Below are 13,321 nucleotides of genomic sequence, written 5' to 3' on the forward strand. Positions count from 1 at the left end.
CTTTCACTGGCGTGGCAGGACATTGCATGGACTATTTGTGACAAAGGAGGTTTGGGGGGAGCAACAACGGTCAGGGGCAGGTCACAGCAACCAGCGGCGCCAGCCTTGCTTGCGAGCCATCGCGCGCTCCTGATTCAGAGAATCCAGCATGCCGTCAATCGAGGCCGCGACGGTTTCACGCACCGCCCAGCAGGCCTCTGCATCCCCTTCTCTGCCGGCCCAGGGAGCGGTAGAAATGGGCTCCCCGATCTGGAACCAGAGCGGCTCCGGCTTGGGAATCAGGGTCGGCCCCACGCCCCGGCTCAATGGCATGAACATGTCCCCGCCACGTAATAGCTTGTCGAGCCGTGGGCGCTTCAGCAAAGTGCGGCCCAGCCAGGATTGCTGGAAATCGTTACCGTCAACCAGTACGCGGTAAGCTTCGTCACAACCGGCCGAGGCAAACGGAATAATGTGGTAGCCGTGCTCAATGGCCATGCGTGCAAATCCCGTACGTTGCTTCCACACCAGCTTGTGCACTTCATCCTTGCGCATGGCCACTTCCCGGGCGCCGCCGGGAAAGACCAGCACCGGCTGTCCGGCCTGCATCAGTTGTGTGCAATTGTCAGGATTGCCTTCCACTGCCCCCCAGCGTTTCAGCAATGGCCCCCAGCCCGGCACGCGGAAATGCACCCGGTCTCCAAGGGCCCTGGGAAAAACGCCGGTTTGCCGGTACAGCTCCAGTACGAAAAGCGGGGAATCAATCAGGCCGTACAGGCCATGGTTGCCCACAAACAGCGCCGGGCGCTGTGGGTCTACATTGTCGGCACCCAATAACCGGGGAGCAAAATAGTGCCGGGACACAGCCAGCAGCCGGTCCATGGTCGCCAGCGATGGTGGAGAAAAATCCTGAATAGCCAAGCGATATCCTGTAATGATTTGATCAAATTGGGTGCAGTCGTGACGCCGGCACTTTACCAGCTTTTACACTACCGCTATGGTTCATTCAGGCCTAAACCAGTAAAAAAACCAATATGTTATCGAATCCCAAGGAGCTTTCATGAAACGATTTGCCGGGTCACTTGCGCTGGCGAGTGCGATTGCCGTTACGGGCTGCAGCACGGTTAATCCCTATACGGGTGAAAAACAGACCTCCAAAGCCACATCCGGTGCGGCAATTGGTGCGGTAGCGGGTGCCCTGATCGGTATCGCCACCTCAGACAGCGCCAAAGAACGTAAAGAGCGTGCGCTGGCCGGGGCTGGCATCGGTGCGGTTACCGGTGGTGGTGTGGGCTATTACATGGACGTTCAGGAAGCCAAGCTGCGCCAGAAGCTCGAAGGCGCCGGTGTTTCCGTTACCCGTGATGGCGAGAACATCATCCTCAACATGCCGGGCAACCTGACCTTTGCCACCGACAGCACCAATGTGAAGTCTTCTTTCGATCCAGTGCTGGATGCGGTGTCCGAAGTGCTTAATGAATACAAGTCCACCATGATTCAGGTGGCCGGCCACACAGACAGCACTGGCGGCGACCGTTACAACCTGCTGCTGTCCCAGCAACGGGCCCAGGCGGTATCCAACAAGCTGTCTGGCTACGGCGTTGAGCAGGTTCGCCTGGACACCGTGGGCTTTGGTGAAACCCAGCCGATTGCCAGCAACAATACGGCCAGCGGCCGGGAACAGAACCGTCGCGTGGAACTGACACTGCTGCCTTACACCAAGTAAGCACAGCAGCGATTCCCGCATGGCGGCGAGCCTGGCTCGCCGCCATTGTTTTACGCCCTCCCCGTTGTTTTAAGCCCCCGTTTTTTCCACTGCAACTTTTTCCAATACAACCGCAACATTTCGAATGTACGCCCGCGCCCTTTTCGCCATGCTCCCCGTTAGCTTCATTTCCCTTCATACTTCACTTCGTAACTACGGGGGCAGGGCCCATGCGAACAGGCCAACGCACAACGATGAATGCAGACCAGCAACGGCAGCAAGCTATCAATGAACACCGGTGCATCCCGGGTGATGCCTTTGTGTATGGAGTCGTTACAACCGGCATTTTCTGCCTGCCCACCTGCCCTTCGCGTCGTCCACGCAGTGAGAATGTTCGTCTGTTCGATAATGCCAGGGCAGCCCTGCAGAGCGGTTATCGTCCCTGTCGTCGCTGTCACCCTCTGGGGGATTCCCCGTCGCCCATCGTGACCACAGTGATTGCCCTGTGCCGCACCATAGACACGGCGGAACACAAACCCACACTGGCGGAATTATCCGTGCAATCCGGCTGGAGTCCCTCCCACCTTCAGCGCCAGTTCAAGGCCATTACCGGAATTTCCCCGCATCAATACGGTGTTGCCGTCCGTCGCCGCCGGGTCCGCCAACAGTTACGCGACGACCAGCCGCTGACCCGCGCCGCACATCACGCCGGCTTTGATTCCAGTAGCCATCTCCATGGCTCCGCCGGGCAAACCCTGGGCATGAAACCGGGACAGTATCGTCAGGCAGGCCAGGGCCTGGCGCTACGCGTCGCCATTGCTGACAGCTCACTGGGCGCCGTGCTGGTGGCAGAAAGCGAAAACGGTATCTGTGCCGTTGCCATGGGCGATGATCCGGATGCCCTGCTGGGCGATTTCGAACAGGAATTCAGCGGTGCAGAACTGTTACCCGGCAACAAGGCATTCGAGAAGCGTGTCGCCATGGTCATTACGCTGATTGATGCCCCCCTTGGCACACAGACTCCGCTGCCGGATGCCCTGCCTGTGGATATACGCGGCACAGCTTTTCAAGAACAGGTGTGGGCCGCGCTCCGGGCTATTCCGGCAGGACAAACCCTGTCCTATCAAGCGTTGGCGGAAACGCTGGGGCGACCCACTGCCGCCCGCGCCGTGGCCAGGGCTTGCGCCAGTAACAGGCTGGCGGTACTGGTGCCCTGCCACCGTATTGTCCGCGCCGACGGCGGTCTGTCTGGCTACCGTTGGGGGGTTGAACGCAAGGCCGCCTTGCTCGCCCGGGAACAGGGAAATAAAAAGGCGTGAGCAGCCTCACCCTTGCCTTGCCGCCTCACTTTAGTGTGCCTGCTTTCCTCGATTTCCACGGCCGTGACCAGCACGCCATTTCCGAGCAGGTAGAAAGTAATGTGCTTCGCAAAGCCGTGACCCTTGATGGCCGCCCCTGCTTGCTGGCTCTGGATTTCAATCAGCCCGGGCAGGTCCGCGCCACGGCCAGGACACTCACCCGTACCGCATTATCCCGACAGACTCGCGCCATGCTTGGCCTCGACCAAGCTGTGCACACGTTCGAACAAGCGGTTACAGGCCAGGCGACACCACTCGGCCAGCTGGTGGACAGGCAACGCGGGCTGCGTGTGCCGCAATCGGCGACCCCGTTCGAGGCATTGAGCTGGGCCATCATCGGGCAACAGATCAGTGTCAGCGCGGCCACCGCAATCCGACGACGGTTTATTCAGCTGGCGGGGCAAACGAGAATAAGCGGCCTGCACTGCTACCCTGACGCCGCCGCGGTGAACCAGCTGGATGCCAGCGCACTGCGCAGTGTCGGCTTTTCAGCCAGCAAGGCAGAGACGTTATTGACGGTGTCACTGTGCTGCTGTGAGCACGCCCTGCTTCCCGACGCATTACACTCAGTGGCCGACGCACAGAGCACGGAGCAGGCCCTGCTTGGCATTCGCGGGCTGGGGCCCTGGAGTGTGAATTACACCCTGTTACGAGGGTATGGCTACCTGGATGGCAGCCTGCACGGCGATGTGGCGGTGCAGAAAGCACTGCAACAGTTGTTGGCCATGAAGGCGCGACCGACTGCGAAAGCGACCCAGGATTGGCTGGCCGCATTCACGCCATGGCGGGCGCTGGTGGCGGCGCATCTGTGGCAGTCGTTACAGGTGCAAGCCTGAGGCGTTTCAAGCCTTGCGGGCAAGGCGCCAGGCCAGAATAGACATGGGCAACAGCAACGCGATCACCAACAGATAGGGCCAGCGGTGATCCAGGGTGTAGAGGCCGGTTCCCACCAGTGGCCCGACAATAAACCCCAAGGCCGGACAGGCACTGGCCAGGCCCGCCACTCGCCCCTGCTCCTCCGTGGGCACCCGCAGGCTGGCCAGGGACATGATTGCCGGCATGCCAAACCCCAGCCCCAGCCCGACCAGCAGCACCGCCCCGCTCATCAAGGCCTCCGTGTCCGCCAGCCAGAGAATAACGGCACCGGCCCCGATACTGGGCACGGCCAGCGCGATCAACAGGGTCGCCGGGGCTTTTAGCCACTGCACCACAATCAACTGTCCCGACAGCGATGTCAGTGCGGCCATCATCATGGTCAGCCCCAGCGCCCTTGCCGCTTCGGCAGGACTCATCAGGAACTGGTCCTGAAACAGAAAACCCAGGGTTTGCTGAATCAATGCAAAGCTCATGAACAGCATCACCCCGGTCAGCAACAGGTCGCGCAAGCGCGGGTCTGCATAGGCGGCCAACCCGTGACGCAGCACGGAACGCAGCGGCACCGTGCGTGCCGTGGGGCGGTGTGGTGACGGTGGTAGCCACAGGGCCACGCCGATCGCCATAAGGGCGGTCAGTACCGCCACGCCGTAAAGCGGGAACACCAGCGCAATGGCGGCCAGAATACCGCCGGACACCGGGCCGACCACGGTACCAATATTGTTGGCAGCCCCGATGCGGCCCATGCCCTGGGTGCGTTGCTCCGGCGTGGTAATGTCAGCGGTATACGCAGCGGCCGCTGCCGGGGTTGCCGCCATGATGGCGGCCTGAAGCATACGGCTGAGCACCAGAGCCGCCACCAGCCCGCCCCCCACCAATGCCCCGCGCAGGCCCAGATCAAACACCACGGCGAACGACAGCGTACCCAGCGAATACCCCGACAGCCCAATCACCATGACCCGCTTGCGACCCAGCGATTCACTCAAGGTGCCCCACACTGGGCTGGCCAGGGCGAACACCAGTGACGAACAACTGATGATCAGCCCTACCTGCATTTCCGTCATACCAGTGGCCCGCCCCAATGACGGCAGCAGGGTAAAAACCAGCGTCTGCCCCAGTGCTGTCACCGCCACAGCCGCCAACAGCATTGTGTGACTGAAGGCCCGCGAGGTAGGCTTGCCAGCGATTTCGGTGGAAGGGTCAAGCTGTGACATTACAGATTCCGGTTCAAGGTGTGGCAGATTGCGCACCGCTGCGGGGCGCATCGCATCAGAGGGTGCTGGCGGACTGGCTGGCCGAGGCGCCTTTTACCCTCGCCATGTCATCCGGGTTTTTCGGTTTTTTTGCCCATTTCGGCACCCTGCGCGCCCTGCTTGAGCACGGTCTGGCACCTGCTCGTTTCTGTGGCTCCAGCGCCGGCGCGCTAGTGGGCGCCTGCGTGGCCTCTGGCGCCAGCATCAATGCCATCGAAGACATGCTGCTCGGTCTGGATCGATCCCAGTTCTGGGACCCCTCCCCCGGGCTGGGTTTGTTATCCGGTCAGGCTTTTCGCCGAATGCTGGCAGGCCTGCTACCCACCCAGCGCGTGGAAGATGCCCGCACCCCGCTGGCGGTCTCTGCCTGGCAGGCGAAAAGCCGGCGTACGCAGGTGTTACAACAAGGCAATTTGGTGGAAGCGGTATATGCCTCCTGCGCCGTCCCCTTGCTGTTTCAGCCGGCCCGGATTGGCGGGCGCTACTACTGGGACGGCGGCATTGCCGACCGGCACGGGCTGGCAGCCACCTACCCCGGAGAGCGCGTACTCTATCACCATTTGCAGTCCCGCTCTCCCTGGCGCGGCCCTTACAGCAAGGCTCTGCATCACCCTTATCGACCGAATCTGATCACCCTTGCCATTGACGGTCTGGTTCGCTCCGGGCCCGGCAAGCTGGAACAGGGGCGCCAGGCCATGCACCAGGCCTATAACGCCACCGGCCGGGCATTGGCCCGGCCGGTGGGGGGTGCGTTGATTATCGAATCGGTTCAGGACGCCTCGCCGTAGAGCGGCTTGGACAGTTCGGCCCAGTCGATCTGCCCATCGTCCACCAGGTTTTCAAACTGCAGGATGCCCAGTTCTTCAAAGCGTGGCCGCACGGAATCGGTGAGCAAACCAATCCGTTTCAGATTGGGCATAATCCGGGTGAACAGCAGATTACGGAACTGCGCCATGATGGTGGACGACAATACCTGCTCGCGGGCAGCATCCACATCCCAGCCAAAGTGTTCGAATACTTCGGTGCTGATCAATCGCTCCCGCATGACCACACAAGCCTCGAAGGCAAAGTGGGCACGCTCTTCTTTTTCCTCTTCAGACAGTGTCTCAACAAAGTCCTCCAAGTAGTTGACACCAAAGGTAACGTGCCGTGCTTCATCGCGAATAACAAGATGAATGATCTGCTTTAACAAAGGATCCTGGGCAGTCATTTTCAAGGTATTGAATGCGGCCAGCGCCAGCCCTTCGATGATGATCTGCATGCCGATAAACTTCAGGTCCCAGCGGGGATCAGACAGAATCTTGTCCAGCAGGGATTTCAGGTTCGGATTCACCGGGTAGAGAATGCCGATCTTTTCCTGCAGGTAACGCGTGAAGACCTCCACATGGCGCGCTTCATCAAAGGTCTGGCTGGCCGCATAGAGTTTGGCGTCATAGGTGGGCGCGCAGCTGGCCAGCTGGGAGGCCACCAGTAACGCCCCCTGCTCCCCATGTACAAACTGCGCGAGCATCCAGGCCAGGTTGTGCCAGCCAAAACGCAGCTTTTCATCCTCACTTAATGCTTCGAAGGTGTCCCAGCCGTGAAACGGGTTGAAGGACTGATCCAGTGGCACTTCGGATTTGGGGAAGCTCTCGGACCAATCCACATCCATGTCCGCATTCCAGTTGAGCTCTTTGCCCAGTTTGTAGAGCTTGCGGATGCGGCCATCGGCGGAAGAATAATCCCAGTTGTAGTGGCCCGTGAGCGGGGTCTGAAATATTTCCACCACATCTTCAACGTGTTGCGCACTCAATTTGTCTTCGATGTCTTCGTGGCCTGGCCCATCCCAGTTGTCGTAAATACTGACCTGGGTAGGCGGCGTGCTGACTTTGGTTATTTTCATGGGCATCCCTTGGTAGCGCTAAGTCATAACTCAACGCTAGGCGGATGCCGGGAAGGGAGCAATGTCGTGATATGACAATTAGCGCCGTCCGTGGCGCCTAAACACAATGGATCGGGATCCTTAGTCCGTGCTGCCATCATCAGAGAGGAGGAAGTGAGCGCGGGCAATGGTAATAGGCTCCTGGCGGTTTTTTTGCCAGGCACTGATGTGCACGTTGGCGATACGACGGCCCAGACGCGTAACGCTGCATTCCGCGTAGGTATTGCGGAACAACCCTGCGCGCAGATAATCGATGGTGAAATCGATGGTTTTCGGCACTTTGGGCTCGCCCATTTGCAGCAGGATGAAGATAATCGCCGCCTGCTCCATAAAACCGGCTACCGCCCCGCCATGCAGCGCAGGCAAGGTCGGATTGCCTACCACATTGTCATGCTTGGGCAGCACAAAGGTCAGCTCATCCCCTTGGGCGATGACCTGAATGCCCAGAAACCGTGCATACGGCACCCGGTCGATCAGGGCCTGATAGTCTGCCTCGCCACTGCGGCACTCTTCGATCAGCGTTTTCAATGCTTTCATTGGCCCACCACCGTGCCTGCCTTGTCAATTTTTAGTCGCGTATAGGTTGCCAACCCGGTGGCAATAGGCTCGTCATCCCCCTCTTCTTCCCAGGTCGTTACACTGACAAAAGCCACATGGGTGGTGAGTCGATAGCATTTAGCCTCACACACCACAGCCCGGCCTTTTCCAGGGCTACGCAAATGATCCACCCGAAAATCGATGGTCGGGGTAATTTCAAACGTGGGGAAGGTACGGCAAGTAATCGCCATCCCCCCAGCCTGATCCATCATCGCGAAAATGGCCCCGCCATGCATGACCCCGGTCTCCGGGTTACCGACCAGATCGTCTCGCCAGGGCATTCGGACCCGGACGCATTCTTCAGTAGCGCTGACGACCTCAAGCCCCAGCACAACGGAGTGACGCACGGACTCCAGGAAGCGATTGCATATGTCCAGGCGTGTATACGGCAGTGTTTTTTCTGTCACGGCGGCCAATGTCTCCAGCTGATATCGGGGGCAAGATTAACGGCTGGTGGCTAATCTGCAAGTGTTACCGTTTTACCATAGAAACGGCCATGTTCCCTGCCAGATTTTTCGCCCATTTCAGGAGTAGTTTTAATGGCGACATCACGATTAAAGAACAGCCTGCGAGCCGTTGGCCACATTGTGGAGCGCAGGCGTCACCCGCAACGCTTTATCCAGGTGGATAAATGCCCGTGGGATGAGATTTATCGTGATGGCATTATGGCTGTGCGACATTACAGCCTCCCGCCGATGGCCGAAATCCCGCTTAACGACGACGTTCTCCCGGTTTCCGCCGACAAGCACCGCATTCCCCTGTTGCTGGTACCAGCGCTGGGCATTCACTGCTGGACCTATGACCTGATGCCCAACCGTTCCATGGTCCGTTATCTGATGGCCCGCGGTTACGACGTGTACCTGGTGGATTGGGGCAAACCGTCCAACGCCAATCGCAGCCTGGACCTGGACACCTACGTCAATCGCTGGCTTCCTTCTGCGGTGGAGGCCGTAAAGACCCATGCGGAAACCGAGACCATCAACATGATGGGCTACTGCATGGGCGGGTTGCTGTGTCTGATGTACCTGGGGGGGCACAGTGATGCGCCTGTCCGCAGCCTGATCACCATTGCCAGCCCGGTGAATTTTCACAAAAGTGGACCATTCGGCAAGGCGCTGGGCCTGGCCGCCATTCCCGCCATGCAGGTCCACGACTGGTTTCAGATTCGCCTGGAGCCGCTCAGCGACAAGCTATTTCACATTCCGGCTAACCTGCTAACGCTGGGCTTCAAGATGACCAATCCCCCCGGCGTGGTACAGGCTTACATGGATCTGATCCGCAACCTTGGTGACCGTGAATACGTGACCGAGTACATGACCATGGGCCAGTGGTTCAACGATATGGTGGATTATCCCGGTGCGGTGGTCCGCGAGGTCATCGAGAAAATGATTCTGGCCAACAGCCTCGCCAGAGGGAAAATCCGGATCGGCGGCCGCAGCGTGGATTTTTCATCCATTCAGCAGGACCTGCTTTCCTTTGCCGGCATCACCGACAACATTGTCAGCCTGCGCGCAGCAAGGGATGTGATGCATCTTGTCGGCAGCAAGGAGAAGCGCTTCGAGGAAGTACCGGGCGGCCATGCAGGGGTCTTTTCGGGTTCAAAAGCCCCCTCCCACGCCTGGCGCATCAGCGCAGATTGGCTGGTGGCGCGCTCGCAGTAGCCGCGCCGCCAAGCCGGGAACATCAGCCCGTTATGGCTGGGCCAGCTCACTCACCCGTTCCGCCATTTGCGTGGCATAGCGATAGAACAGATACGGGATTTTCTGCGTGTTCGGGTCATCCATGCCGGGGATCGATTTGCGCACGAACGCCCAGCGCTGATCGATGAATGCCAGCACATCACGGGCCTGCTCATCCCCCGCATATTTGTCTTTCAGGCTGACCAGCGATTCGTCGATGGCCCGGGCTTCCGCGCCAAAGTCCATGGACTGCAGGCCCGTACCGGTTTTCAGGCCCGCCGAGGGAAAGGCTGCCAGGGCGGCATACTCACTGGCCAGCCGCTGCATGGCCACGGACAGCTGGGCGATATCCAGGTAGGTTGCATCGCCCGCGACTTCCGCCTTGCGTACCAGCGCATCCACCGCCAGCGTGGTGGTATTGATTTCACTCATGGCGCTGTAGTCCGCATAGCCCAATGAGGCCAGCGGGTTGTCCAGAGCGCGTTGATCGAGGGCGTCCCAGGATGCCTCCAGTTGCGCCGCGGTGTCTTTCTCGCCGGGCGCGGCTTGCGCCTTCAGCGCATCAAGATGTTGCTCACCATCCGCCAGCAAGGCTTTCAGTGCTGCCCGGTCTTCCGGGTTGTCCCCACGAATCGAGAGCAGATGAAACCCCATCCGAACCCGCCATGCATCTGCCTGAACCAGTGCCAATTCCGTGGCGGACATTGCTGCCTGAGCCCCTGCTGACACCAATAGCAGCGCCGCAACCAGGCCATGTCGAATTTCCTTATTCACCCCGAACTCCCCCTATACATTTGAAACAAGAGCGGCTTGAGACAAGCCACCATCAAAAAACCCCCGCACGCATGCGAGGGTCAGCACAAAAGAGCCATCGCTGGCTCCGCCTTATTCAACCGGCCCGAAGCTGGGCTTTTCTACATCCGTGGACGCCAGACTGATTGCCTGACTCATGGTGTCTACCATCTGGTTGGTATAACGATAAATCAGGTACGACACCGCATTTTCATAAAACTTGACCATGGATTCACGGATAAACATCCACTTGACGCCGACCTGGTTCAAGGCTCGGCTGATGGCTTCATCATTGGCATGGTTCTTTTTCGCCGCGGCCAGCATCCGCTCAAACTCAGGCACCGCGTCCTTGAACTCGATACGTCCTTCATCCGAGCCTGACGCCATGCCACCTGCCGGGTCTGCAGCGATATTCAGGTACTCGGAGGTCATGCGCTGGAGGTACGCGGAAAGCTCACGGATATCATCGTACTGGCCTTCGGTGGCGCCGTTGAAGGATTCGATCCGCAGCGACATCTCTGTCGGCAGCTCATTCACATCCTGAATGGTGTAGGCGTTGGTAAAACCTTGCTCGGCCATGGTATTACCCTGGGCCGCCGCTTTTAGAATGCCCCAATTCTTGTCCAGATCGTTAACCAGCGCGCGCTCTTCACTGCCTTCCGCATCCTGGCGTAACGCCGCCATACCGGACTGTGCCTGGGCAATAGCGTCATCAAGATTGGAAATGTAGGTTTTGCTGCCAACCATCACGGTCAACATGTGAAAATCGGCGCGGACTTTCCACAACGCCAGTTCAAAATCTTCGAGTTCCGCATTGCTGATTGACGCAAATCCCTGCATTGGCAGCAACACCATCGCAATGAGACACCCCAGAAGACGCTTTCTCATAGCTACTCCCTAATAATCGCTATTTTTGTTGTTACTAAGGAACCTCTGAATAACTCCTTGCATGCTCAGCGTGAGCCTGAAGCGTGCAGCTGTTGTGTCTTGTCTCGATGGTCAGGGTGGTTCCCTTTCCGAGAGGCAAGGCGCAGCAGATGTGCGCTTCAGGCCACGCCCTTCGGGTCTTCCAGGCTGGCCCGCACTCGTTGTTGCACTTTTTCGATGGATGGACATACACCTTCAAAAGCGCGCCTAGATTGCGGACCAGCCTGAAAGACTGAGTACGCAAGGAGTTATTCAGAGGTTCCCTAACTTGTTATGGCTTTATTTATATCGCCAAGTCCGCTCTCCCCGGACCTGGATCACAAGACAATAGCATAAAAGGTAGCAAAAATAGGAGCCTGCGACTAATAGTTATCGGGCGTTAAGCCCCTGCTGCACCGGCTCCGCCCACCCCTGAGGAAGATGGCCGAGATAAGGCGCCAGAAGGTCGGGCAGGAACCAACCCAACACCAACAAGAGCATCATGGATAAAAGCACTAACACATTGATAAACCAGCACAAACCGCCCACCAGCATGACCAAGGTGCTGACCGGTGGATTCGGTGTTCCGAAGCGGTTCATCATGCTGCTGCCATCACCAAGATAGAGATAAAGCTGGAATGGCAAATTGACCAACGGCACAAACGCCAGGATGACCCACCAGCCACTTTTTTCCATATCGTGCAAACGGCGCACCAGGAGTCCGATTTGGTAGACCAACAGCGCCAGCGACACCACTGCGGCGACGCCCCAACCCACCCACTGCGGTAACAGTTCAACGGACAACAACAGAAAAAGCGCAATCAACAAACCCGACAGCAGCGCAGCGCCAAACTGGTAACACGCAAACCGCAGGCGGCCAAGCCGTTGCCGCAGGCTGAGCACGGAGAGAGGCTCATAAACAATCATGCCCTTGCCCTGATAACCGGGCTTGAGTGATCCACCCCCGTAGACGTCATTCATTGTTTTCTCCCCCGGCATCACCCTGCTCATTGCGCCACTGTTGGTAGCGGTCCAGATCCGTGCGGGTCAGTTTAAGCGTGCGCGATATCACGGCAACATCATCTATTAGCCCCAACGCCACAATCGGGTCAGGGATAGCGTCCAGCGGCATCAAAAAATAAACCAGCGCGCCAGTGATCGTTAGCAAGGTACCCCAAGGAACCGTTCGGTATCGCCCGGTTACCCAATCCCGTAGCAACGATGCCAGCAAGATCAGGTCGGCAAAGGTATCTCCCAGCCTGGCCCTGAACTGGTCAGAACGATTGAACACCGCCTGGACCAGCCAGCGGGTGGCCGTGGCAGAACGAAGGATTCGCCCCGCCCGGCGCCGGGCCTCGACCCGGAACGGATTAACCGGCACTGATTTCCCTGAACAGCGCACGGTATTCATCGGTGAGCTTGTGTCGTGGCTGCATATTGACCAGTGGCGTGGCTTTTTCGTGGGACTCTCGCATCACCACGCTGCTGGAAAGCTTGTTGGCAAGAATCGGCAACCCTTCTTCTTCGAGAGACGCCACCAACTCCTGCGGCAAACGAGCCCGAGGCTGGTATTGATTCACCACAATACCTTCCACCTGCAGGTCATCATTGTGGTCTTCCCGGGCTTCCTGAATATTTTCCAGCAGCGTGTAGAGCGCCTTGCGGGAAAACGCATCGCAGTCAAAAGGAATCAGCACCCGGTCTGCCGCAATCAGTGATGACAAGGTATAGAAGTTATACGCAGGCGGAGTATCCACAAAAATTTCGTCGAAATCCTTCGCCAGTGCTTTTAGCAGACCACGCAATTTATAGATCTTGTGTTTGGACTCGAGCATATGTTCGATTTCCCCCAGCTCGCCGTCAGACGGCAACACAAAGAGGTTTTCAAACGGCGTGGCATGCACATAGTCACGCGGATCCTTTTCTTTCAACCGAAAAGACAGGGTCTGTGCAAAGAAAGTCCCGATATTCGGCTTCGGACCGTGGCCGTTGCTGTACGCCGGCATGCCCAACAAATACTGGCTGGCGTTACATTGTGGATCCAGATCGACAACCAGGGTGCGCTTGCCTTCCGACGCGCTGATCGCAGCCAGATTGACCGTGATACTGGACTTCCCCACGCCCCCTTTCTGATTGAACACCACTCTACGCATTCCTTGTTCTCCTTAAACAGCAAGTATTGGCGTTGCCGAATCATACACAGCCTGCAAAGCCACTCACAGTGCCAAAGTGACAGCCACGACTTGCCGTTCAGACTG

15 protein-coding genes are annotated in these 13,321 nt (G+C 58.4%); 5 read left to right on the forward strand and 10 right to left on the reverse strand.

The window, feature by feature from the left end; translation table 11 throughout:
* Positions 1 to 81 precede the first annotated feature (81 nt).
* Positions 82 to 900 (reverse strand): lysophospholipid acyltransferase family protein, encoded by an 819-nt coding sequence (locus ADG881_RS02055; RefSeq protein ID WP_007150830.1) that lies wholly within the window; start codon positions 898 to 900, stop codon positions 82 to 84.
* Between the two features lie 139 nt (positions 901 to 1,039).
* Between ADG881_RS02055 and ADG881_RS02060 the strand changes: the two genes are divergently transcribed.
* The 3 genes from ADG881_RS02060 (at position 1,040) to ADG881_RS02070 (ending at position 3,878) form a co-directional block, all read left to right on the forward strand.
* Positions 1,040 to 1,705 carry an OmpA family protein gene (locus ADG881_RS02060; protein WP_007150371.1) on the forward strand — a complete coding sequence of 222 codons (666 nt, stop codon included), beginning with the start codon at positions 1,040 to 1,042 and terminating at the stop codon, positions 1,703 to 1,705.
* Positions 1,706 to 1,914: 209 nt separating this feature from the next.
* Positions 1,915 to 3,003 carry a bifunctional DNA-binding transcriptional regulator/O6-methylguanine-DNA methyltransferase Ada gene (gene ada, locus ADG881_RS02065; protein WP_232211669.1) on the forward strand — a complete coding sequence of 363 codons (1,089 nt, stop codon included), beginning with the start codon at positions 1,915 to 1,917 and terminating at the stop codon, positions 3,001 to 3,003.
* A complete protein-coding gene (locus ADG881_RS02070; protein WP_007151238.1) occupies positions 3,000 to 3,878 on the forward strand; it encodes a DNA-3-methyladenine glycosylase in 879 nt (292 codons plus the stop codon). Before ada ends, ADG881_RS02070 begins: the two co-directional genes overlap by 4 nt.
* Before the next feature lie 6 nt (positions 3,879 to 3,884).
* On the opposite strand, the gene ADG881_RS02075 is transcribed toward ADG881_RS02070, so the two are convergent.
* A complete protein-coding gene (locus ADG881_RS02075) occupies positions 3,885 to 5,129 on the reverse strand; it encodes an MFS transporter (protein ID WP_156790311.1) in 1,245 nt (414 codons plus the stop codon).
* On the opposite strand from ADG881_RS02075, the gene ADG881_RS02080 reads away from it, so the two are divergent.
* The gene (locus ADG881_RS02080) at positions 5,123 to 5,956 is read left to right on the forward strand and encodes a patatin-like phospholipase family protein (RefSeq protein WP_156790312.1); all 834 of its coding nucleotides are present in this window, start codon (positions 5,123 to 5,125) and stop codon (positions 5,954 to 5,956) included. The genes ADG881_RS02075 and ADG881_RS02080 overlap by 7 nt on opposite strands.
* Here ADG881_RS02080 and ADG881_RS02085 read toward each other — a convergent pair.
* From ADG881_RS02085 to ADG881_RS02095, 3 genes are all read right to left on the reverse strand, one after another.
* Positions 5,938 to 7,050, reverse strand: a complete 1,113-nt coding sequence (locus ADG881_RS02085) for a ferritin-like domain-containing protein (RefSeq protein WP_039925956.1) — start codon at positions 7,048 to 7,050, stop codon at positions 5,938 to 5,940. The genes ADG881_RS02080 and ADG881_RS02085 overlap by 19 nt on opposite strands.
* Before the next feature lie 120 nt (positions 7,051 to 7,170).
* Complete coding sequence (locus ADG881_RS02090) at positions 7,171 to 7,626, reverse strand: PaaI family thioesterase (RefSeq protein ID WP_007148885.1); 456 nt, start codon at positions 7,624 to 7,626, stop codon at positions 7,171 to 7,173.
* Positions 7,623 to 8,093, reverse strand: coding sequence for a PaaI family thioesterase (locus tag ADG881_RS02095; protein ID WP_366140606.1), 471 nt, complete (start codon positions 8,091 to 8,093; stop codon positions 7,623 to 7,625). Before ADG881_RS02095 ends, ADG881_RS02090 begins: the two co-directional genes overlap by 4 nt.
* A gap of 132 nt (positions 8,094 to 8,225) precedes the next feature.
* Between ADG881_RS02095 and ADG881_RS02100 the strand changes: the two genes are divergently transcribed.
* Positions 8,226 to 9,347: an alpha/beta fold hydrolase gene (locus ADG881_RS02100; RefSeq protein ID WP_007151490.1), complete on the forward strand. Its 1,122-nt coding sequence runs from the start codon at positions 8,226 to 8,228 to the stop codon at positions 9,345 to 9,347.
* A 30-nt stretch (positions 9,348 to 9,377) separates the two neighbouring features.
* Here ADG881_RS02100 and ADG881_RS02105 read toward each other — a convergent pair whose 3' ends face one another.
* The 5 genes from ADG881_RS02105 to ADG881_RS02125 form a co-directional block, all read right to left on the reverse strand.
* Positions 9,378 to 10,139 carry a hypothetical protein gene (locus ADG881_RS02105; protein ID WP_007149177.1) on the reverse strand — a complete coding sequence of 254 codons (762 nt, stop codon included), beginning with the start codon at positions 10,137 to 10,139 and terminating at the stop codon, positions 9,378 to 9,380.
* Positions 10,140 to 10,250: 111 nt separating this feature from the next.
* Entirely contained in the window at positions 10,251 to 11,045 is a 795-nt protein-coding gene (locus ADG881_RS02110; protein WP_039925958.1) for a hypothetical protein, read from the reverse strand.
* 408 nt (positions 11,046 to 11,453) lie between these two features.
* Entirely contained in the window at positions 11,454 to 12,044 is a 591-nt protein-coding gene (locus tag ADG881_RS02115; RefSeq protein WP_007148828.1) for a DUF805 domain-containing protein, read from the reverse strand.
* Positions 12,037 to 12,444 carry a YkvA family protein gene (locus ADG881_RS02120; RefSeq protein WP_007151411.1) on the reverse strand — a complete coding sequence of 136 codons (408 nt, stop codon included), beginning with the start codon at positions 12,442 to 12,444 and terminating at the stop codon, positions 12,037 to 12,039. The genes ADG881_RS02115 and ADG881_RS02120 overlap by 8 nt, the downstream gene beginning before the upstream one ends.
* Positions 12,434 to 13,216: a ParA family protein gene (locus ADG881_RS02125; RefSeq protein WP_039925960.1), complete on the reverse strand. Its 783-nt coding sequence runs from the start codon at positions 13,214 to 13,216 to the stop codon at positions 12,434 to 12,436. Before ADG881_RS02125 ends, ADG881_RS02120 begins: the two co-directional genes overlap by 11 nt.
* Positions 13,217 to 13,321: the final 105 nt, after the last annotated feature.

Source organism: Alcanivorax sp. DG881, assembly GCF_000155615.1.
Taxonomy (GTDB): Bacteria; Pseudomonadota; Gammaproteobacteria; order Pseudomonadales; family Alcanivoracaceae; genus Alcanivorax.